Source organism: Lactobacillus kitasatonis DSM 16761 = JCM 1039, from assembly GCF_000615285.1.
Lineage (GTDB): Bacteria > Bacillota > Bacilli > Lactobacillales > Lactobacillaceae > Lactobacillus > Lactobacillus kitasatonis.
In genome coordinates this window covers 1-21,763 of the sequence record NZ_BALU01000015.1, presented here as the reverse complement: position 1 = coordinate 21,763, position 21,763 = coordinate 1, and the positions used below count along the sequence as shown (strand labels likewise).

At 38.0% G+C, this 21,763-nt stretch carries 15 protein-coding genes and 1 riboswitch; of the genes, 12 read left to right on the top strand and 3 right to left on the bottom strand.

Annotated features, from left to right (window positions below; genetic code table 11):
• Nucleotides 1-10: 10 nt before the first annotated feature.
• The gene (locus JCM1039_RS09015) at nucleotides 11-1,210 is read right to left on the bottom strand and encodes an MFS transporter (RefSeq protein WP_025015511.1); all 1,200 of its coding nucleotides are present in this window, start codon (nucleotides 1,208-1,210) and stop codon (nucleotides 11-13) included.
• Nucleotides 1,211-1,301: 91 nt separating this feature from the next.
• On the opposite strand from JCM1039_RS09015, the gene JCM1039_RS09010 reads away from it, so the two are divergent.
• From JCM1039_RS09010 to JCM1039_RS08995, 4 genes are all read left to right on the top strand, one after another.
• Nucleotides 1,302-2,384, top strand: a complete 1,083-nt coding sequence (locus tag JCM1039_RS09010; protein WP_025015510.1) for a M42 family metallopeptidase — start codon at nucleotides 1,302-1,304, stop codon at nucleotides 2,382-2,384.
• A 97-nt stretch (nucleotides 2,385-2,481) separates the two neighbouring features.
• A complete protein-coding gene (locus JCM1039_RS09005; protein ID WP_025015509.1) occupies nucleotides 2,482-4,104 on the top strand; it encodes an ABC-F family ATP-binding cassette domain-containing protein in 1,623 nt (540 codons plus the stop codon).
• A 96-nt stretch (nucleotides 4,105-4,200) separates the two neighbouring features.
• Complete coding sequence (locus tag JCM1039_RS09000; protein WP_025015508.1) at nucleotides 4,201-5,121, top strand: aldo/keto reductase; 921 nt, start codon at nucleotides 4,201-4,203, stop codon at nucleotides 5,119-5,121.
• An 89-nt stretch (nucleotides 5,122-5,210) separates the two neighbouring features.
• Nucleotides 5,211-5,984, top strand: a complete 774-nt coding sequence (locus JCM1039_RS08995; RefSeq protein ID WP_025015507.1) for a hypothetical protein — start codon at nucleotides 5,211-5,213, stop codon at nucleotides 5,982-5,984.
• 98 nt (nucleotides 5,985-6,082) lie between these two features.
• On the opposite strand, the gene JCM1039_RS08990 is transcribed toward JCM1039_RS08995, so the two are convergent.
• Nucleotides 6,083-6,901, bottom strand: coding sequence for a transporter substrate-binding domain-containing protein (locus JCM1039_RS08990; protein WP_025015506.1), 819 nt, complete (start codon nucleotides 6,899-6,901; stop codon nucleotides 6,083-6,085).
• A 167-nt stretch (nucleotides 6,902-7,068) separates the two neighbouring features.
• Here JCM1039_RS08990 and JCM1039_RS08985 point away from each other — a divergent pair, with 167 nt between their 5' ends.
• The 8 genes from JCM1039_RS08985 to JCM1039_RS12890 all read left to right on the top strand — a co-directional run bounded on the left by JCM1039_RS08985 (nucleotide 7,069) and on the right by JCM1039_RS12890 (nucleotide 19,867).
• Complete coding sequence (locus tag JCM1039_RS08985; RefSeq protein WP_025015505.1) at nucleotides 7,069-7,509, top strand: MarR family winged helix-turn-helix transcriptional regulator; 441 nt, start codon at nucleotides 7,069-7,071, stop codon at nucleotides 7,507-7,509.
• The gene (locus JCM1039_RS08980; RefSeq protein ID WP_025015504.1) at nucleotides 7,509-9,239 is read left to right on the top strand and encodes an ABC transporter ATP-binding protein; all 1,731 of its coding nucleotides are present in this window, start codon (nucleotides 7,509-7,511) and stop codon (nucleotides 9,237-9,239) included. Before JCM1039_RS08985 ends, JCM1039_RS08980 begins: the two co-directional genes overlap by 1 nt.
• On the top strand, nucleotides 9,239-11,008 hold the full coding sequence (locus tag JCM1039_RS08975; RefSeq protein ID WP_025015503.1) for an ABC transporter ATP-binding protein: 1,770 nt from the start codon (nucleotides 9,239-9,241) through the stop codon (nucleotides 11,006-11,008). Before JCM1039_RS08980 ends, JCM1039_RS08975 begins: the two co-directional genes overlap by 1 nt.
• Nucleotides 11,009-11,034: 26 nt before the next feature.
• Nucleotides 11,035-11,127: riboswitch (TPP riboswitch) on the top strand.
• A gap of 51 nt (nucleotides 11,128-11,178) precedes the next feature.
• Nucleotides 11,179-11,757 carry an ECF transporter S component gene (locus tag JCM1039_RS08970; protein WP_025015502.1) on the top strand — a complete coding sequence of 193 codons (579 nt, stop codon included), beginning with the start codon at nucleotides 11,179-11,181 and terminating at the stop codon, nucleotides 11,755-11,757.
• Nucleotides 11,758-12,127: 370 nt separating this feature from the next.
• Nucleotides 12,128-13,447 (top strand): YSIRK-type signal peptide-containing protein, encoded by a 1,320-nt coding sequence (locus JCM1039_RS08965; protein WP_244438051.1) that lies wholly within the window; start codon nucleotides 12,128-12,130, stop codon nucleotides 13,445-13,447.
• Complete coding sequence (locus tag JCM1039_RS08960; RefSeq protein ID WP_025015500.1) at nucleotides 13,444-15,723, top strand: hypothetical protein; 2,280 nt, start codon at nucleotides 13,444-13,446, stop codon at nucleotides 15,721-15,723. Before JCM1039_RS08965 ends, JCM1039_RS08960 begins: the two co-directional genes overlap by 4 nt.
• 62 nt (nucleotides 15,724-15,785) lie before the next feature.
• Nucleotides 15,786-18,728 (top strand): mucin-binding protein, encoded by a 2,943-nt coding sequence (locus JCM1039_RS08955; protein WP_025015499.1) that lies wholly within the window; start codon nucleotides 15,786-15,788, stop codon nucleotides 18,726-18,728.
• Nucleotides 18,716-19,867 carry a mucin-binding protein gene (locus JCM1039_RS12890; RefSeq protein ID WP_025015498.1) on the top strand — a complete coding sequence of 384 codons (1,152 nt, stop codon included), beginning with the start codon at nucleotides 18,716-18,718 and terminating at the stop codon, nucleotides 19,865-19,867. Before JCM1039_RS08955 ends, JCM1039_RS12890 begins: the two co-directional genes overlap by 13 nt.
• Before the next feature lie 169 nt (nucleotides 19,868-20,036).
• On the opposite strand, the gene JCM1039_RS08945 is transcribed toward JCM1039_RS12890, so the two are convergent.
• Complete coding sequence (locus tag JCM1039_RS08945) at nucleotides 20,037-21,317, bottom strand: ISL3 family transposase (RefSeq protein WP_025015497.1); 1,281 nt, start codon at nucleotides 21,315-21,317, stop codon at nucleotides 20,037-20,039.
• Between the last annotated feature and the right edge of the window lie 446 nt (nucleotides 21,318-21,763).

Genomic DNA, 21,763 nt, shown 5'->3' with positions numbered 1-21,763 from the left:
GCTTTTATTTTTACTGTAAATTGCGAATGACGTTGATTCTGAACAAAAATAGATTGATCAATACGATCACCGTGGTGACGATGAAGATCATGCTATAATTGAACATCCCTGATACGAATGAACCAAGTAGCGGTCCTACGATGTTGCCGATGTACATAGCCGACTGGTTCCATGAAAAGATACGGCCAGTAACGGCGGCAGGTGAGTTTTTGGTTAACATTGTTTGTACTTGTGGGAATAAACAAGCGTCAGAAAAACCAACTAAGAAGCGCAAAATTCCTAATTCAACTGTGTTTCGTACAAAAGCGGTCAGGAAGAAGAAAATTGATGCCGCAATAAAACCAGCCACGATGATTTTGTGAGTACCGATTTTATCACCGAGTGCACCGAAGCGGGAGGCCACTAGGAAAGTAGCAATCCCAGGAAGGGCGGCGATAACACCAGAGATGAAGACAACGTTGTCATGGCCGTTAAGTAATTGGCGGACATATAGTGAAACGATTGGGTTAATGGAGTTATTAGCTGCTTGAATAATTAAAGTGGTTAATAGCAAACCAAAGATCAGATGAGGCGAACGAAGCGACTTAATTACGCCGCTGGCCTTGTCCAATTTTTTCGCGGTAACTGGCTTAAAGTCGTCTTCATGAACGAAGAATAGAACTAAGATTGAGCATAATAAGAGCAAGCCGCCAGTGATCATAAAGGTAATGTGGTATGAAAAAATTGATGTTAAAGCACCACCAACAAGTGGTCCCAGCAAGGTACCGGCAGTGGTCGCTGAAGCAATCGTTCCTAGAGCTTGTCCAGAATTTGTCTTCGGCGTTTCGGTGGCAACTAAGGCATTAGAGTTAGAAATAAAGCCGGCAAATACACCTTGCAGCATTCTAAGCAAAAGCAATTGCCAAACATTTTGGATTAAACCCATGCAGGCGATAACGACGGACATCCCAATTCCGGCCCGCAAAATCATTGGTTTACGTCCTTTTTTATCAGCTAATTTGCCCCACCAAGGAGAAACAACCGCTGAAACAATGAACGTACCAGAATAAACGATCCCGGACCAGAAGTTAAGTTGTTGGTGAGAGAAGTTGCCTAACGTGTTAATGTATAACGACAAGAAAGGCATAATTTCTGAAAATGCGATCCCTGCAATGAAGACCGCGATCGATAAGACGAATAGATTTTTCTTCCAAATAGGTTTTTCTTTCACGATGTAAAACCTCCTCATTCTAGTTTAGCAAAAAATAAAGATAAAGAACTATGATAGAATTTGATGTAAAGACTTACAGAAGGAGAAAATTATGGAAAAAGCACAAGAAATCGAAATGCTTAAAGAATTCTCAGATGCTAACGCTACATCTGGTTTTGAAGAAGAATTCGTTAAACTTTTTACTAGCTATGCAGAAAAGACAGCCAATATTGAAACTGACGGGATGCTCAATGTTTATGCATCAAAGAAGGAAAACAAGGGCAACCGTCCTGTAATTCAACTTGATGCCCACTCAGATGCGGTTGGTTTCATCACCCAGGCCGTTCGTCCAAATGGTTTAATCAAGTTTGTTCCACTCGGCGGCTGGGTAAAATACAACATCCCCGCTTTGAAGGTTAAGGTTAGAAACCGTGATGGCGAATACATCCCTGGTGTTGTCGCAACTAAGCCACCACACTTTATGACTGTTGCTGAAAGAAACAACGTGCCTGACGTTGCCGATATGTCAATTGATGTTGGTTCAAGCAGCCGTGAAGAAACAATTAAGGACTACAAGATCGACACAGGTTGTCCAATCTTTGTTGATGTAAAATGCGAATACCACGAAAAATCTGGTTTGTTCTTTGGTAAAGACTTCGACGACCGTTTTGGTGCCGGTGCGATGATTGACGTTTTGGACAACTTGAAGGGTGAAGAAACTAACTTTGATGTTGTTGCCGCTTTGTCTAGCCAAGAAGAAGTAGGTCTTCGCGGAGCTTACGTAACCGCTAGAAAAGTTAAGCCAGATCTATGTATTGTACTTGAAAGCTGTCCAGCAGATGACACCTTCACTCCTGATTGGCTTTCACAAACCGGTTTAAAGCGTGGACCAATGCTTCGCGATATGGATACTACTTTCTTGCCAAACCCTAAGTTCCAACAATATGCTTGCGACTTGGCTGACAAGATCAACATTCCATACACTCGTTCAGTTAGAACTGGTGGTGGCCAAGACGGTGCCGCAATTTACTACGAAAATGGTGCACCAACGATCGTTATTGGTATTCCAGTTCGTTATGAACACTCACCATATTGCTTCAGTAGTTACAAGGACTTCAAGGCATCTGTTGATTTAGCTACTGCAATTATTCGTGATATTACCCAGGAAAAGTTAGACAGTTTCAAAAAGTTTTAATCTTAATAAAAATTAAAAAAGCAGGTTTTCTATTTATTAGAGCTTGCTTTTTTGCTATACTTAGACATTATTTTATATTAAAAGTGAGGTATAACGATTGATTACAGTATCCGACTTAAGTCTTAAATTTGGCGGCCGCACACTCTATGAAGACGTGAATTTAAAATTTACTCCGGGCAACTGCTACGGCGTAATTGGTGCAAATGGTGCCGGCAAGTCAACTTTTCTTAAATTATTAGAAGGCAAGCTTGAACCAACTACAGGTTCAATTAGTATCGATCCTAATGAGCGTATGTCTAGCTTGAATCAGGACCACTTCGCCTTTGATGATTTTTCCGTAATGGACACCGTAATTCAAGGACATAAAGAACTTTACCAAGTAATGAAGGACAAGGATGCCCTTTATGCTAAACCTGATTTTAGTGATGAAGATGGGGTTAAGGCAGCTGAACTTGAAAGTAAATTTGCTGAACTCGATGGCTGGAACGCCGAAGCCGATGCTTCAAAACTATTGCAATCTTTAGGCATCCCTGAAGAAGAGCATCAAACACTCATGAAGGAATTGCCAGAATCCGAAAAGGTTAAGGTGCTTCTTGCTCAAGCACTCTTTGGTAATCCTGACATTCTTTTACTCGATGAACCTACTAACGGTCTTGACGTGCACACCGTTGAATGGTTGGAAAACTTCTTAGCAGATTATCCTAATATCGTGATCGTAGTTTCCCACGACCGTCACTTCTTAAACCAAGTATGTACTGAAATGTGTGACGTTGACCGTGGCAAGATTCAACTTTACGTTGGTAACTATGACTTCTGGTACGAATCAAGCAAGTTGGCTAACGAACTTGCAGCTAACCAAAATGCTAAAAAAGAAGAAAAGATTAAGCAATTGCAAGAATTTATCGCTCGTTTCTCAGCTAATGCTTCTAAGTCTCGCCAAGCTACTTCACGTAAGAAGCAACTTGATAAGATCACTTTAGATGACATCAAGCCATCTTCACGTAAGTATCCATTCGTTAAATTTGAAATGCACCGCGATTTGGGTAATGACTTAGTTAAGGTAGAAAACGTTTCTTATTCAGTTGATGGTGAAAAGATTTTGGACAACGTTTCATTTATCGTACGTCCTGGAGATAAGGTGGCCTTTTTATCACGTAACGCCTTGGCTACTACTGCATTACTTGATATCGTTGCCGGCAAGATTAAGCCTGATTCAGGTACAGTAACTTGGGGTCAAACTACTGCTTTTAATTACATGGCGCGTGACTTGAACGCTAACTTCAACAACAATGATTTGACTATTCTTGATTGGCTTCGTCAATATGCCACTAAAGAACAAGATGACAATACTTTCTTGCGTGGCTTCTTAGGTAGAATGCTCTTCAGTGGCGATGAAATTGAAAAGAAGATCAAAGTTTTATCCGGTGGGGAAAAGGTACGTTGCCAATTGTCACGCATGATGCTTGAACCAGCCAATGTTTTAATCATGGACGATCCAACTAACCACCTTGATTTGGAATCAATCACCGCATTGAACGATGCTTTGGTTGCATATCCTGGTTCAATTTTGTTCACTTCTCACGACCACGAATTCATTCAAACTATTGCTAACCACATTATTGAAGTTGGTCCTAAGGGTATCGTTAGCCGCCAAGACACAACTTACGATGAATTCTTGGACAAGGACAGCATTCAAGAACAAGTTGAAAAAATCTATTAATAAGTAAAAGCTGATTTTTCAATTAGATAAATCAGTTTTATTTTGCTCAAAAATAGCGCATAATAAAGGCAAAATAGTAATGAAAGGACTTACATTATGAAGCAAATAAAGATGGGTTGCACCACTTTGGATATTCCTGCCATGGCCTTAGGTATTATGCGAATGGACAAAAAGAGCATTCCCGAAGCTCAGGTTGCCATTCAAGCCGCTTATGATTCAGGCATCAACTTTATCGATTCTGCCGATATTTATGGCGGTGGCAAATCTGAAGAAGTATTTGGTCAGGCTTTGAAGCAAATGAATCTTAAACGTGAAGATTTGTTTATCCAATCCAAGACAGGCATTGTTCCTAGTAAACGCTATGATTTTTCAAAAGAGCATATTCTGAAAGGTGTCGATGGCATTTTGGATAGAATGGGGATCGACTATCTTGACGCCTTGGTACTTCACAGACCTGATGCCTTATTTGATCCAGAAGAAGTGGCAGAAGCCTTCGATCAACTTCAAGCTAGTGGTAAAGTACGTTTCTTCGGTGTTTCCAATTTTGATTCTGCCCAATTTGAATTGTTGCAAAATTCACTCAGTCAACGTTTGATGTTTAACCAATTGCAGTTTGGTTTGAAGCACACAGGAATGATTGACTTCGGGATGCACATGAACATGCTTGATGATCCTTCTATTGATCGTGATGGCCAATTCTTGGATTATGCTCGCTTGCACCACGTAACTGTTCAAACCTGGTCACCATTCCAATATGGCATGTTTGAGGGAACTTTTATCAATAATGATGGCTTCCCTAAGTTAAATGCAGAGTTGCAAAAGTTGGCTGACAAATACAATGTAGGTAAAAATGCTATTGCGGCAGCCTGGATCTTACGTCATCCTGCTAATATGCAAATGTTAGTTGGCTCAATGAATCCGGAACATGTCAAAGATTCTGCTAAAGGCAGTGAGATTGAGCTTACTAGACAAGAATGGTATGATTTATATCTTGCTGCAGGTAATTACTTAGCTTAAAAAAACAAAAAATGGCTGAAAAATTAACATTTTTAGCTTATTTTTTTGTTATAATGTTGCTGTAAATAGAGGAAGGAGGGAGACTTATTATGCAAAAACGAGATCTGATCTATGAAGATTTTATGGAAGATCGTGCAATTAAAATGTTCAAGGATGACGACTTGAACTATTCCGTTTATGTTCAGGTTTTTACTACTGATAACTTGCCGTTTTCACCGATTACTGGTGATAAAAAGCATATCTTTTTTGACTATGATAAAGCAGCTACAGATGGCGTTGTAATTAGCGGTGTGTGTGGCAAAGAATTTAATCAAGCTACGCAAAGATATGAAGTTACGGACCATACTTATGTTGTTGGAAAAACAGTTAAGCAAAGTCTTCCTGAAGATAGAGTACTCCGTTTAATGAAAAAAGCCGCTCACTATATTATTTTGGAATTAAATAAACCAGTTATCATGTCTACGATGAAATGTCGCCCACATATTTTGAATGACCTTGATCGTTACACAAAGCTGATAACTGATGAGAGTGTAGATCTGGATGATTTAAGCAAAGAAACTGGAATTGCAAAAGATATTTTAGAAAATTATCGCAAAGATCCTGATTTGCTTAAGCATGCTTCTCATGATGAAATTCAAGAATTAGTGGCCAAATATTTTGATGTTTTCTTTAATCGTAATGAAATTGAACGTTTTCGTTTCATGATGATTAAAATTATTGGAGCATATTTGAAAGAAAATAAGGGCACTGCAGTTGCTTATAATCCCGCATATGAGTTATATAGAATGTGTCAAGAAGGGGATTGGCATGGTTTAGCCAAAATGGAAGAAATTTGGCGTGTGATGTATGCGTCACATGAATAAAACTAAGTTGCTATTTTCGAGTGATCTAGGTAGAACTATTTACTGGGAATAATGATTTGTATGAAAAAAGCTTAGAGCTGACTAGCTCTAAGCCTTTTTTAGTATTGTTCAATTTCTTTGATATTAAAACCAGGGATATTGCCGAACCATTTTTTAGCAAGTCGGTTGTAAGTGCCATCCTTTTCTAATTCATCTAAAGCTGTATTGATGTGTTTCATCATTTCTTTTTGTCCTTTATTGACGGCAATACCATATGGCTGATTGGTGAAGGTACCACCAGTTAATTTGTAGCCAGAATTATCATGCAAGATACCAGCTAAAATACCGTTGTCTGTGACGAAAGCATCCCCTTGGTCCGCCTTTAATGCAGCGAATGCTTGACCATAATCGTCAAATTGTAAAATCTCTGCTTTTGACGCAAATTTGTGCACGGCGTCGGCTGCCGTAGTTCCTTTAACGATGAGTACTCGTTTATTATTTAAGTCATTGACATTGTGAATTTTACTGTTTTTAGCAACCATGATCGATTGACCAGCAGGGAAGTATGGCTTGCTGAAGTCAACCTGCTTTTTACGCTCTGGCGTAATTGTCATGGCGGCGATCACGGCGTCGACGTTTTTATTTTTTAATAATTGAATTTTTGTGTTAGCAGTTGTCGTAACAAAGTTAGCTTTAGCTTTTTTGCCAAACATTTTATGCGTTAAAGCTTCAGCAAGATCAAATTCAAAGCCGCGAATCTTGCCGTCTTTAATATTCATTGAACCAAATAGTGGCGTATCCGCCTTTACTCCCCAATTGATTGTCTTGGTTTGCTTAACCGCCTGGTAGACATTTTCATTTTTCTTCTGACCGCATGCAGATAGTGTGATAGTAAGTAAAGCAATTAAAAAAGTTAAGTAGAATTTCTTTCTATTCATATACCTCCACCTTGTCTGTATATTGATTTTTTAATTATAGCAGACGGTTCTTTTTTTAATGAAAGATATTTTCATTTTAAATTATTTCTTAAAATTTATTTGACGATAGTCCACCTGTGTACTAATATACTTCAGTACATGCAGAGACTAACTACAGAGGTGAGGAAATGGAGATTAGTGATACAGAAAAACTTAATTTATCAATCGTTCACGGAAGTCGAGGCTATGACTATTGGGATCAAACCCATGGAATGACTAGTTACTTAAGTATGATTTTATATGAGTTAACCATTCGTAAGAAGTTAACCCAAAAGCAATTAGTCGATTTAACGGATTTGCCCAAACAGTCAATCAACAAGGGGATTAAACAGTTAACTGAATCGGGTTATTTATCGATGACAGTTGACCCCCAAGACAAGCGAGTCCGCTTTTGTGAATTAACGCCAGCTGGTGAAAAATTTGCCCAAGAAAAATTGAATTCTTTATTTGAGATTGAAGACAAAACGGCAAAAAAGCTGGGTAAGGAAAAAATGAAGCAACTCACTGCTTTAAATGAGGAATGGAGTAATACTTTTTGGCATTTCTTAACTGAAGAAAGGAGTAATTAATGCAGACTTTTAAAATCTTAATGTCGTACTTTAAACGCTATAAAAAAGATGTTTTTGCGGCTTTTGTAGCGATTATCGTATCGGCTTTTGCGACACTTTATCAACCACGTTTACTTGAAAATATTCAGCGTGCGATCATGGCTGATCAAAAGCAATTAGTCATTCGCGACGGGATTATCTTAATTGTTTTAGGAATTGTGTCGATCATTTCAGGTGTTTTTAATGTTTACTACGCTGCTCGTATCGCCCAGGGTGTAACGAGTGACTTGCGTGAAGACACATATGCTAAGATTCAAAGCTTTTCTTTTGGTAATATCGAAAAGTTCTCAGCGGGATCACTTACTACACGACTTATTAACGATATGAACCAGATCATGAACATGGTTATGCAGCTTTTCATGCAGCTGCTCAGAATGCCGATCTTAATCGTCGGTTCGTTCATTTTCTGTATTGTCATCATTCCACGTTACTGGTGGGCAACAGTTGTGATGGTTGTCTTGATCATGGGGTTTGGTACTTACGTATTACGCAAAATGAACAGTTTGTTTGAAAAGTTCCAAAATACCATGGATAAAATTTCTGGCCAAGCACAAGAAACTTTACAAGGTGTACGTGTGGTTAAGTCATTTAACCAAGGTCCACAAGAAATTAAGAAGTTCGATAAGACTTCAGATCGTTTAAACAACTACAACATTGTCATTGGTTACTGGTTCTCCGCAATTATGCCAGCCTTCCAGTTAATTGCTTACTTGGTAATTACCTTGGTAGTTTACTTAATCGGTCGCAGCATTGCACAACACCCAACTGACGTTGCCGTAGTTAGTCCTTTTGTTAACTACATTTTGACTCTTCTTTGGACCATCATGATTGCTGGTATGACCATGATGCAATTTGCCAGAGGTAACATTTCTCTTGGCCGTATTAAAGAAGTGCTTGATACTGAACCAGACGTTAAGTTCGTTACTGAAGGTTCAACAAAGCCTTTGAAGGGTAGTGTTGAATTTGACCACGTTTCCTTCACTTATCCTGATGGTGACGATGAAACTTTGAAGAATATCTCATTCAAAGTTAAACCAGGCGAAATGGTTGGTATCGTCGGTGCTACTGGTTCAGGCAAGTCTACTTTGGCTCAATTGATTGCCAGACTTTATGACCCAACTAAGGGTGAAATCAAGATCGGTGGTCAAAACGTTAAGGACGTAACTGAAGACGCCTTGCGTAGCACCGTTTCATTCGTCTTGCAGCGTGCTGTTTTATTCTCAGGAACGATCGCATCCAACTTGCGCCAAGGTAAATCACATGCACATTTACATGAATTGCAACGTGCTGCCAACATGGCGCAAGCTTCGGAATTTATTGAACGTTATAACGACTCATATGATCACGAAGTTGAGGAACGTTCTGCCAACTTCTCTGGTGGTCAAAAGCAGAGATTATCAATTGCTCGTGGGTTGATCGCCAAATCACCAATTTTGATTTTGGACGACTCAACTTCAGCCCTTGATGCTGAATCCGAAAAAAAGGTTCAACAAGCCTTAGAACATGAATTGCCTTATACCACAACCTTCATCATCGCAGAAAAGATCGTCTCAGTCGTTCATGCAGATACTATTTTGGTTTTAGACGATGGTAAGCTGGTTGCGCAAGGAACTCACGAAGAGTTACTTAAGACTTCACCTGTTTACCAAGAAATCTTCAAGACACAAAAAGGCAAGAAAGGGGTGGAATAATGGGAGACACAAGAAAAGCAATCAAGTACTTTGTTAAATATTTAAAGCCCTACTGGAAAGGCATCACTATTGTTGTTGTTCTTTCATTAGTTTCAAGTGGTGCACAGGTTATCGCACCAACTTTCTTGGGTAGAGCCGTAACTGATTTGACTACATACTTATCCGATTTAAGAAAAGGGACTGCTAGTTTAAATACTTTCTATGGTGCATTATGGTCAATGTTGATTTTCTATGTGCTTAGTCAAGTAGCCATCTTTATTGCTTGGATGGTCATGTCTAAGTTCAACGCAGATTCAACCAACGACATGCGTGAAAATCTTTTTGCTAAGTTCCAAAGAATGCTCGTGCGTTACTTTGATACGCACCAAGACGGTAAGCTGCTTTCACTCTTTACTTCTGACCTGGACAACATTTTCAACGCGATGAACAACGCAATTTTTGAAATTATTTCCCAGGGAATCATGTTTATTGGAACAATCGTGGTTATGTTCATGATTAACGCTCAACTTGCTTGGACAACGATTGCCATCACGCCATTAATTTTGATTGTTAGTGTTTTAATCATGAAAAAGGCTCGCGTCTATCTTGATAAGCAACAAGATGAAATCGGGGATTTGAATGGTTACATCACTGAGCAAATCAATGGTGAAAAGGTAATTATCACCAACAACTTGCGTAAAGAATCCATTGGCGGTTTTAAGACTTACAACAACCGCGTAAGAAACGCTATGTTCAAGGGACAATTCTACTCAGGTATTTTGTTCCCATTAATGAACGGTTTGAACTTGCTTAACTTGGCGATTGTTATTGCCATGGGTGCTTGGATGATTATTTCAGGCCAAGTATCACAAGCAATTGGTCTTGGTTTAATCGTAACTTTCGTTGAATACTCACAAACTTACTTCCAACCATTAACGCAAATTACTTCAATCTACTCTATGATCCAACTTGCTTTAACTGGTGCAAGAAGACTTGCGACAGTTGAAGAGCAAAAAGATGAAGATGCTGTGCCAAATGGTAAGCAAATTCACGGCTTAAAGAATGGCGTTAAGCTTGAAGACGTTCACTTTGGCTATGACAAGAACAAAGAAATCTTGCACGGCGTAAATATTTCCGTAGATAAAGGACAATCTGTGGCCTTGGTTGGACCAACCGGTTCAGGTAAAACTACTATCATGAATTTGCTTAACCGTTTCTATGATGTCAATTCCGGTAAGGTAACCTTTGATGGTACCGACGTGCATGATATTCAATTGAAGTCACTTCGTGATAACGTTGGAATCGTGCTCCAAGATTCTGTTTTGTTTAGTGGTACGATTGCCGACAATATCCGTTACGGTAAGCCGGATGCTTCAATGGATGAAGTGATTTCTGCAACTAAGCAGGCTAATATTCACGATTTTATCGAAAGTTTGCCTGACGGCTATAACACTGAAGTAAACGACAGCAGTTCAGTCTTTTCAACTGGTCAAAAGCAGCTAGTTTCAATTGCGAGAACAATTTTGACAGATCCAGACTTCTTGATCTTGGATGAAGCTACTTCAAACGTTGATACTGTGACTGAAGAAAAGATCCAAAAGGCGATGGACGCTGTGATTGCAGGTAGAACTAGTTTCGTGATTGCACACCGTTTGAAGACAATTTTGAATTCCAACAAGATTGTCGTCTTGAAGGACGGTAACGTCATCGAAGAAGGCAGTCACGATCAACTTTTGAAGGAAAAAGGATTTTACTACAAACTTTACACTGACCAGACATCATTTAGTTAAAGTGGTATACTAAAACTAGTTGAATAGTTAGTCACTAGGGGTGCTTGAATAAGCTGAGAAATACCCTTTGAACTTGAACAAGATAATGCTTGCGATAAGGAAAGTGTAAATTAAAGATAGATTATTAATGTACTCCTACTGGCTAGAATAGTTAGTTAGGAGTATTTTTTATGTTTACACGTTCATCGAAATGGAATGTTAAGTCGATTATTTTAGTAGCCTTGATTGGGATCATCATGGGGGTTATCTACACCTATGGTTTCAACAATGTGTATAACTTGGTTAAGTTGAGTTTCTTGCCAACGGGTTATGCACCAGTTGTGGATAATATTTTTACTGGATTGTGGTACATGGCAGCACCTCTTGCAATGTATTTTGTTCCAACAGTAGGTTCCGGTACGATTGGTGAATTAATCGCTGCTACGGTAGAAATGGCAATCGGTGGCCAATGGGGCGCACTCACCATCTTGGAAGGCTTGATTCAAGGTGCTACCAATGAGATCGGCTTTTTCCCTAAGAAGTCCCGTTATGAAAGATTTTCTTGGGCTAGCGTTTTAACTGGTGCTTTCTTTGCCAACCTCGGTGGTTTTATCCCATCATATTTCATCTTTGGCTGGAGCCACTACCGTCCAAGTTTGCAAATCTTGATGTTTATCACCAGTATGATTTCTGCTTTATTATTTGATGGTGTCTTGGTAAAATTAATTACCAACTTGTTTGATAAGGCTTTAGCTCCAAAAACAGAATAAAAAATTAATTAATTCAATAATTTTAGTCCTAGAAAAAATGCTATTATGGCAATATTCCTAGGACTTTTTTACAGAAAAATAAATAAAATAAGATCTGTTACTTTACATTTAGGATGATCGTGCGTATATTAAACTATATATGAGCAAATTATTTACAAAAATTAATAGTGTATATATTTAAAAGCATATATTAATAACATAACATTGATAATCTATTGGAAATAAAATGCGGAGTAGATTGAATAATTTGCTTCAAAAGAATAATGAGATAATTCGTTTTTCTAAATGAGAAGTGAAGAAAGGAGAAGTATAAATTTCTGTGGAGCTAGAGATAATTTAGCTTTATCCGTGTTTTATACATTTGACAGACATGCTATTTAACAAACATGCTGAAACTAAGCAACGTTTTGGAATCCGTAAGTTAACTATTGGTGCAACTTCGGTTTTGTTATCTACTTTATTTTTGACTATTAATAATAGTCAAAAAGTTCAAGCCGCAACAGCTGAGAATGGTTCTAGTACTACTAATAGTAACAATTATCTAGAACAAAAAGATAGCAAATCTACAAGTAATCAGAATGTAACTGACCCAAGCGCAGGTAATGCTCAAAATTCTTCACCAAATCAAAATCGGGGGGATACAGCAGATACTACTAACGGAGTAGAAAAGACCTCTGCAACTTCAGATACAGCTGAAAATACTGCAAAAAATACTGCAACTACTGATTTAGATGGCAAAACGGCTAATGAAGCAGCAATTAATAAAGAAGTTACTGATAAGCCTTTAAAAGATGATGGACAGGATAAAGCTAAAGCTGCAGTCGAGAAAGTGGCAGCAGCCAATATGAAATTTGCTGCCAAGCCACCTGCAAGCCCGTCAACCCCAGTCTTATCGCAAGATAGTCATGATAAGAACATGAGTCTTTCGATCAATAGTGCTGAATTATCTAATAAAACTTATGATCCTGAAGTAATCACATTAAATGCAACTAATGTCCATGCTGGTGATAAGATTGTTATCAAAGTAAAAAAGGGATCGGCTTATGACTTGAAAGGCGAGAACCTACCAGTTGGAACTGTTACTTTTCATGATAAAGATGATTATCGAGTATATGAATTAAATATTACTGCTACTGGCGGAAAACTTGCATATAAAATTATTGCTACTAAATATAATAACTATTGGGGTCAGCCATCACCTATGCCAGATACAGGTGTGACCGATAAAGATATCCAGTGGTCAATTAATGGCCAAGATCAAGCACCATTATCATTTAAGCAAACCATTATTCCTCAATTAACAGCAGATACGGTATATATTGCTAGTTCAAATGGTTTAGCATATGGTGCACCAAGTAATACAATAAAACAAGTTATTCCTAACCAGGACTACAACTTTGGTTATATTTTGAGAGAAAACAATGGTATCACTCAAGACGGCAGTTTTCCATCAATGAATATTCATAGTGCAGTTAACTATGGTTCAACTATTACTATTCCGGTTCCTGAAAATTTTTTACTAAACCATGATGCAACAATTAAGGCAAATACCGAGTTAGGTCTAATTGATAAAGGAAATGCAGATTCACAAATTACCATTACACAAGCTGGAATTGGACAGGATATTATTATTACTGTTCCTAAAGGTAAAGGTCAGCAAGGTCCTATGGAGCACAGGCTTATGCATTGACTGGTAAGTTTGTTTATGACAAGGACAAATTACCAGAACATGACACAACAGTAGCAGCAAAAGGCCATAGTTTCGTTGACCAGACCTATACTGCCGATGGTCAAAAAATTCACGCAGATGGTGGAATATTTAAAGCAACCATTGCAGGTAGTGATGATCATCCAGAAATCGGTAGTCTGGATATTTCTGCTAAGGGAGCAATAAACTCAAATGAGCTAGTGTTAGATTCTAACCCGACCAATGATCCAAAGGTTGTAAATTGGTTTGCATATAAAAATAATAATGATGATATTAAAGATGCAAAAATTCAGCTTGATTTGGCAGATGGATTACATGTAACTGGAATAAAAACACCAAAAGATTTAGGCACAATATACAATAATATTGGTAATATCAAGAGCTATACATACGAAATAACTTTGACTAATGGAAAAAAAGTTACTGGTACTGTGACTGCAGGCGAAACTGTTTCCTCAACTGATAATGTCGGTATTAGAAGTATTATCTTTACACCTGATACTAAAACTATTGGTAGAAATACTAAAACAGATGGTCTTCCAAATGTTGGTAAAATTTCAGATCAAACCGCCAATTTATCACAGAATCTGTTTATTGCTTATGGTAATTTAAATGATACTTATGATGATGGTACTACTAAAGTAAAAGTAGATGATAAATTAACCTCTTCAATTACTATATTTGGGAGCAATTTTAAATCAAAACCAGATGGAACTAAAGTTGTGTCATACACAGCTAGTGGTACACAAACTATAATTGATTCTTCAAAATTTACTGCATCTCTAGGAACTTGGACTTATCAGCCTCATACTAATCCAGGACAGCAAAATGCAGGTGAAATTGCATTAAGTGGTGGAGGCAGTGGCAATTATAGCTATATTTATGAACCAATCTTTTACTATGTTGTTCCAGGCAATGCTGTCTTTAGTGGAAATTCTGTTGATCGTTTAAATAAAAATGGTAATCAAAGTCCTTCCCCAATTGTTACCTCTTATTTGGTTAATGGTCATCAAATAGTTAAGGTTGACTATACGGGAACAAATTATCAATATAATACCGCAACAGGAGCTAACGACTCACTTCACTTAGATAATGCAAATAATCAAACAGGCAAAACTTTACCTTGGGAAGTATATATATATAGTAAAGATATTAAAATTGTAACTAGTGGGGCCAAGGGACAATTCTTAACTGCTTCAGATGCTGAAAAATCTGGCTCAAGTTTAAAATTAGATCCTAACAAGTTCTACTATATAGGTGGAGGTAATTGGACTACTGCTACAGCTTCAGCGATGGTAATGGCTGATTCTGCTAACGGTAATAAGAATAATGGGTTATATTTCCAACAGGCTAGCTCAGATGATAAAGGCACAAATCAAATGAGCTTTAGGGTTAATGTTGTTAACTATGACACACAAAGTGATTTACGTGATGCAGTTGGTTTTGTTAATTTACCAACTATAGGCTATAACAATTCTACTTTGAATTTTTCATTAAGTGGTCCAGTTGATGCTAATGATCAAACAGTCTTATATTCAACTACTACAACTGATCTTCCAACAGACTTACACACGAAAACTCCTTCAACTGACCATTTCTTAACTGAAGAACAAGTAAAAGAAAAAATTGCTAAAGGTGAAATGTCATGGTCTGATATTAAGTCAATCGCTATTAAATATGATACAGTTAAAGCAAATACTGCAACTAAAGATATTTATATCCATGGTATTGATAAAAATATTGCGCAAGATGCTGGAAAAGTAGGTAAGCTTGCTTGGGGACTATATGGTGGTAATGGGATGGTACCATTAGTTAATAAGAATGCTTCTACGATCACAGTATCAGGCACTTCCACTATAGATGTCCGTCTTCATTACAAAGATCCTCATGAAAAAGATCAATATATTAATGTACCGTCAATGTCAAAAACATATAAAGATAATGACAATGACCATCCAATGAACGAATCTGATTTTAGTAGTATTCCGACTGAGTTGATTCCTAAGGGATATGAACTAGTTTTAAAAGATGGTCAAGCCGTTAAATCAATCATTAATAATGGCGGCAAGACCTGGACTACTGATGCTCCAGATGGTTCAGCTCAATTTGGTAAAACAGTTATCTACAACTTTGATCATGACACCGTTCAATTTGAATTAACACCTAAGATTGATAAAGCAACTCAATCTATTAAACATGTAGTTCACTTTGTTACTAATGATTCAAGTGCACATCAGCTTTTGATGATCAAGCCGTAGATGTTACAGTAACGCAAGCTACTAATGAAGTAACTGGTCAAAAGACTTATGCTGCTTCATACATGAAAGATGGAAAAGAAGTTGGTTTATCAGTAACAAAACTTGATGATGGTCAGATTTCTATTACATTCCCAGCAGCAACTATTCCAAGTTCTAAAGAATATTACGTAGTAGATAATACTGAAGATCAAGCTAGTGCATTGACTCATACTTTTACTTTTACTGCAAATAGTAATTCAACTATTGAAAATACTGTCAAATACGCACCAGTCAAGCAAGAATTGCAGGTGCAAGTTTACGATGACGATTCTGAAACTCCTAAAAAAGCCTTAGATACCCAAGACACTGGCGCTAAAGTTGACTTTATTGGTAACTCTAATGCAGCATTCCCAAGTGATTTGCAAACTAACCTTAATAAGCTTAAGACTTACTATGAAGCTAAGCACTATATCGTAACTTTACCATTAGCTAGTGGCAGTTTTGATGATACTGATAATGGCCCAGGTAAAGATAATGACGTTCAAGTTCTAGAAGTTCACTTGAAGCACGCTAAGGATGTTAAGACCGAATCTATCAAGGTAGTAAGAGAAGTTACTTACTCAGTTGATAGCAAATCACCAGACGCACCTAAAGCACCTGATGCTAAGGTAGATACTTTTGACGGAGTCTTCTCAAGAACAGTAACCACTGACAAGGTCAATACCAATGTTACTAAGTCAGATTGGTCAGGCACTTACACTTCTGTTGGTGTAACAAGTCCAAAGCTTGCAGACGGCTACCACCCAGACAAGGAAGTTGCTGCTAAGGCTACAATTTCTGCTGACTTCTTAAAGAATGCTGGCGAAGATGAAATTGCTAAGTTGATGAGTGACGGCCTAAAGGTGTCAGACGAGGTTGTTTACTCAGCAGATAAGCAAACCGTCAAGATTCGCGTTTACGACGATACGACTGACAGCGAATTGAGTCCAGTGACTGCTAAGAGCGAGCTTGAAGGCCAAGGCAAGAATGTTGAAATTAGCCTAGATGGTTTGACTAATAGTGATATTCCGGCTGAATTTAGCGACAATATTAACCTTTTGAAGTCATACTACGAATCAAAGGGCTACAAGTTTGTATCAAATACTGACATCCCTGCTAAATTCGACGCAACAAGCAACGGTACTGGTCAAACTGACAGCACCCCGCAATACGTTGACATTCACTTAGAACATGCCCTTAGCTTAGAAAAGGAAACTAAGACTGTTACTCGCAAGATCAACTACTACGATAAAAATCAAAACAAGTTGATTGGTGATGCTAACCGAAAGGTGACTGAAGCTCAAACTATTGGACAAAAAGTTGACTTTGAACGCTATGCTGTTAGAGACCAGGTAACTAAGCAAATTATCGGTTATGCAACCCCAGACCAAGTAACTACTACTGGCGATCAAACAACTTTGAAGCAAGCAGACGGCTACACTCACACTACTGGCCAGGCTAGTGATGCGACTGCTGGATTTATTATCACTTCAGATAGCAAGACCTTGCCAAGTCAAGTTAACTACGACTTATCTAAGTACGGCTATGAAGCACCAACTACTGCCGATGGCGCAAGCTTTGCTCAAGTTGACGAAGTAACGCCTAAGCCAACTGATGATGATACATTTGTTAATGTTTACTACCGTGAAAAAGTCGTCACTGTAACAGTTGATAATCCGCCGGTAGAAGGCCAAACAGTCCCAGGTACTGATGCTAAGTTCCCAGCAAATGATTGGTCAGCTCAAAAGGCAACTAACACTTCAACTAGAACTATTCATTATGTTTACGATGCAAATACTTTCGTAAATGGAAAAGATGTAAGTGGGCAACCAGTTACAGGCTTGAATGATATTGAACAGACTGTTGTATTCACCCGATCAGCTAAGATTAACTTGGTAACTGGTAAAGTTATTTACCAAGGTGACTGGAAGGCTCACAATTCAACGACAACCAACCAACAAGGTGAAACTATTACAACTGACGGCGGTAATAGCTTTACAGAAGTGGTTTCTCCAAGTTCTAAGAATGGTTATCTAGAACTTAAGGGTTACACGCCTCAACAAGAAGTAGTAAATGCAGCTGAAGTCACTCATGGTGTTAATGCCGGTGATATTTATGTAAAATACGTTGGAAATGATTCATTAGTTCAAATTGAATATGTTGATGAAGATACGAGAGATGCTCTTACTGTTGATAAAAAGACTGGTAAGAGTGGCGAAAAATTCGAATACTCAACTACAGATTTAATTAAAGAATATGAAAAGCAAGGCTATGAATTAGTACATGACGGCTTTACTGCAAACGACGGTAATCACAACAAGGAAACTTTTGATTCATATGATGATGTTCCAAATGGTGAATATCCAGAAACCATTAATCAGAAGTGGACTGTAACGCTCAAGCACAAGACGATTACTGTTACTAGTGAAACACCAAAAGATCCAACGGAAAAGATCACTGATGGTGATTACTCACATGATTATCCGGCAAATGTTGGTCAAAGTGATTTGAACAATACGGTAAGTAGAAACATTTCCTTTATCTTCACTGATAAGCCTGAAGGTGAAAACCAAGCTTTTTCACCAGTGACTCAAGAAGTATCCTACAAGCGGGATGCAACCATTGACTTGGTAAAACTTGCTAAGGGCGATGCTGATGCAGTTTCTTACACTAACTGGGAGCCAAAAGAAGCTGGCAAGGAAAGTTTCGACAACAATCCGGTTCAAGTAGTTAATGGTTATGTAGCTGACTACGTAGTAATACCAAGCCAGGACGTACCAAAAGATGAAAATGGTAAGGCTCAGAATGGTCAAGACATCGTTGTTAAGTACTCACCAGTTGGCAAGATTACCCCAGTTGATAAAGATGGTCATGAAATTCCTGATGCACCAACTCCTAAGTACAACAACGATCCTAACGATCCAACTAAGACTACAACAACCGGTGTTCCTGAAATTCCAGCTATCATGCTGAAGTGCCAAACGTAACACCAGATAATCCACTTGAAAATACTAAGGTAGTTTACGTTAAGAATACGCAGGTCATTGATTTGGTTTATGTTGATACAACAACAAATACAACTTTAACTACTCAAAATGATGTAGCACATGGTGATTCTGGTTCAACGATCCCAACTAGTGTAACCGATACTCTGAATTCAACTATTCAAAGTTACTTAGATAAAGGCTATGTAATTGATCCAGATAAAGTTAGCGGAACAGTTCCTGATACTTTTGACTTTAGTGATCAAACCGCTAATGGTGCAGATAAAGAACATCAGGTTGTAACTGTTTACTTAAAGCATGGTACCGTAACAGTTACTGGTAAAGATCCAAAGACACCTGATGATATCATTCCAGATAGTAATCAGAATTATCCAAGAGGATTAACTGAGACCGATCTTTCTAGAACTATCACTCGTACAATTATCGTTCACTATCCAAGTGGTACAAATCAAGAAATCAAACAGGTGGTTCCTTACACAAGAACGGCAACTGTTGATGCTGTAACTAAGGAAGTAAAATATTCAGCTTGGACAACTAAAAATAGCAATTGGCCTAAATATGTTGCTCCAGTTGTTCCAGGATATACTCCTGATAAGGATATAATCGAATTGACTTACGTTCCGGCTGATGGCAAGGATGTGACAGTTGAAATTAACTACACTGCTGATCCTGAGCCTGATGAACCGGCAACTCCAGTTAAGCCAGGCGAGCCTATTACGCCAGTTACGCCAACTAAACCAGGTAAACAAACTACGCCGGTTAAGCCAATCACGCCAACTAAACCAGGTAAACAAACTACGCCGGTTAAGGCAACCACGCCAACTAAACCAGGTAAACAAACTAAGTCGGTTAAGCCAACTAAGCCTGAAAAGCCAGCTAAGCAGATAAAGCATGAAGTTGTGAAACCTGTTAAAGGAACAAAAGGCAAGCAACTTTATGGTAGTCCTCAAGCTAAAGTTGACAGTAAGGCTGCTCAAAATGTTGTAGACAAAACTAATGGAAATAACGATAAGAAGTTACCACAAACTAATGGTGAAAGTAATTGGCAGCTTTCGCTTCTAGGTGTGGGTGTACTTGCACTTGCATTATTAGTTTTGAAGAAAAAGAGAGACGATGAATAATCGTTAACAAAAAAGACTTACAATTAGTAGATTTTAAGGATTTACTAACAATGTAAGTCTTTTGGCTCTCTGTCAAATCGTATTGATAGAAGTCAACTATAATTTAATAAGGCTCTCTGTCAAATCGTGTTGATAGAAGTCAACTATAATTTAATAATTGGATTAAGCATCAAGCTGCTATGTACCAGCTTGATGCTTTTTCTTTGATAATGGCACCTTTTTCTTCTAACTGAATTCTAGTTATCAAATGAGTAAAATTAGCGTAGCCATAAGCAGTACGCTCAATTTGTTTAATCTTGCGGTTTGTACCTTCAAGACAGCCGTTAGATTCATCAAACTTAGCAGCGTTGAGAATATCATGAAGATTTCGTTTGAAAGTATTCAACGTGGTATGCATCATGTTGCCAACGTGATCTTTGCTTTTGATTAAATCCTTGAGCTTATCGGTATCTCTGTCTCTTAAAGCTTTACTGATATCTTGCATAAGATTGTAGGTGTTCTCAAGCTCGGGACTTAGTCTGAGTCCATCAGCTACAACTTGTTCCTGAGTCAGAGTATCCTTTAGCCTTGGTTGATGGTACGGCTTTACTTTTTCAAGATCCTCAAATGGTTTGAGATACAGTTTCCAATAATATTTAAGCAGGTTATATTCTTTGGCGCCTTTCTTGTGCTTCTTCATTTCTTGAATACGGCAAGAATTAAAAGAACGATTGAGCATTTGAACGATATGGAAACGGTCAAGAATTACTTGAGCATTAGGAAAAAGCTCCTTAGCCATGATGTCATAGTAGTAATTAAGATCCATAGTTACAGTTTTGACCTTGTTTCTTACCGTAAGAGGAAAACGTTTGAAGTAGTTGATGATATCTTTCTTAAGTCTGGTAGGCAGCACTTTAACTATTTTATGAGTATGACCATCAATAGCGATAAAGTGCAGCTGTCTGCCAACGCCTCTGAATTCATCAAAGGCTAAGTATTCTGGCAGCCAATCGATATCTTCAACGGTAGAGTAACCGTATCGCTCCAATACGCGCTGTACAGTGTTGGTTGAGGTCGAAGTTTGTCTGGCAATGCTTTTCATGGACCAATCTTCAGTTAGAGAACCAATAATTTTACGTTTAGTGGCATTAGAGATACAGCAGTATTTTTCTACTAATTCCGTTTCAGCCATTGAATTCATATGACAATCGCGACAAATAACTCGCTGCTTGGCTACTCTGATAAAGACAGGCAAGCTAGCATCTAAAGCAGGATAGCGCACATTAGAATATAAATGACCATTGTGGACGATATTAGTTGAGCCACAATTAAGACATTGATCTAGATGAGCTACTGCATGGTAAAACTTTGCATCGCGATTACGATACTTTCCAATTGAAATATCCAAGAATTCTAACAGTGGGTCTTTAATATTCAGAGAAAATTTAATACAATCATTGTATGAGGACATAAGCAAAACACCTTAATTTCTAAAGAGTGGTATCAAAGGATTTTATGTAGTGAGGCTTATGCCTCTTTTTTCTACCAAAAAATCCCATTGATAGAATATCATAGAAATCTATCAACAGGATTTATCATAGAGCCAGTCTTTTTTCTAGCGTAAGCGTCAAAAACTTAAGTATCTTTTTTAGCTCTCACTTTTCGGTTATCCTTGTCTCATAAAACTTAAGGAGGCAAAGATAATGCTTGAAAAAGAACGTCCAATCATAGCTTTAGATCAGTAAGCGTCAAATAAAATAGTGTACTTAAAAAACCGTCCCAGTTACTGTTATACTGAGACGGTTATTTAAGTTCTTTTATTTACAATTTATCTGGATCTTCTCTTGCCACGGTAAATAAGCTTCAAGGGTTTCCGAATCCAGAATCTCTTCATTCGGTAATTTCTGAAGCAAATAG

What these genes read in the sequence shown, in the direction of transcription:
- JCM1039_RS08995 (WP_025015507.1), top strand. Translation starts at nt 5,211, where the DNA reads ATGCAAAAACGAGATCTGATCTATGAAGATTTTATGGAAGATCGTGCA.
- JCM1039_RS09010 (WP_025015510.1), top strand. Translation starts at nt 1,302, where the DNA reads ATGGAAAAAGCACAAGAAATCGAAATGCTTAAAGAATTCTCAGATGCT.
- JCM1039_RS09000 (WP_025015508.1), top strand. Translation starts at nt 4,201, where the DNA reads ATGAAGCAAATAAAGATGGGTTGCACCACTTTGGATATTCCTGCCATG.
- JCM1039_RS08945 (WP_025015497.1), bottom strand. Translation starts at nt 21,317, where the DNA reads ATGTCCTCATACAATGATTGTATTAAATTTTCTCTGAATATTAAAGAC.
- JCM1039_RS08990 (WP_025015506.1), bottom strand. Translation starts at nt 6,901, where the DNA reads ATGAATAGAAAGAAATTCTACTTAACTTTTTTAATTGCTTTACTTACT.
- JCM1039_RS08980 (WP_025015504.1), top strand. Translation starts at nt 7,509, where the DNA reads ATGCAGACTTTTAAAATCTTAATGTCGTACTTTAAACGCTATAAAAAA.
- JCM1039_RS08965 (WP_244438051.1), top strand. Translation starts at nt 12,128, where the DNA reads ATGCTATTTAACAAACATGCTGAAACTAAGCAACGTTTTGGAATCCGT.
- JCM1039_RS08975 (WP_025015503.1), top strand. Translation starts at nt 9,239, where the DNA reads ATGGGAGACACAAGAAAAGCAATCAAGTACTTTGTTAAATATTTAAAG.
- JCM1039_RS08970 (WP_025015502.1), top strand. Translation starts at nt 11,179, where the DNA reads ATGTTTACACGTTCATCGAAATGGAATGTTAAGTCGATTATTTTAGTA.
- JCM1039_RS08955 (WP_025015499.1), top strand. Translation starts at nt 15,786, where the DNA reads ATGAAAGATGGAAAAGAAGTTGGTTTATCAGTAACAAAACTTGATGAT.
- JCM1039_RS08985 (WP_025015505.1), top strand. Translation starts at nt 7,069, where the DNA reads ATGGAGATTAGTGATACAGAAAAACTTAATTTATCAATCGTTCACGGA.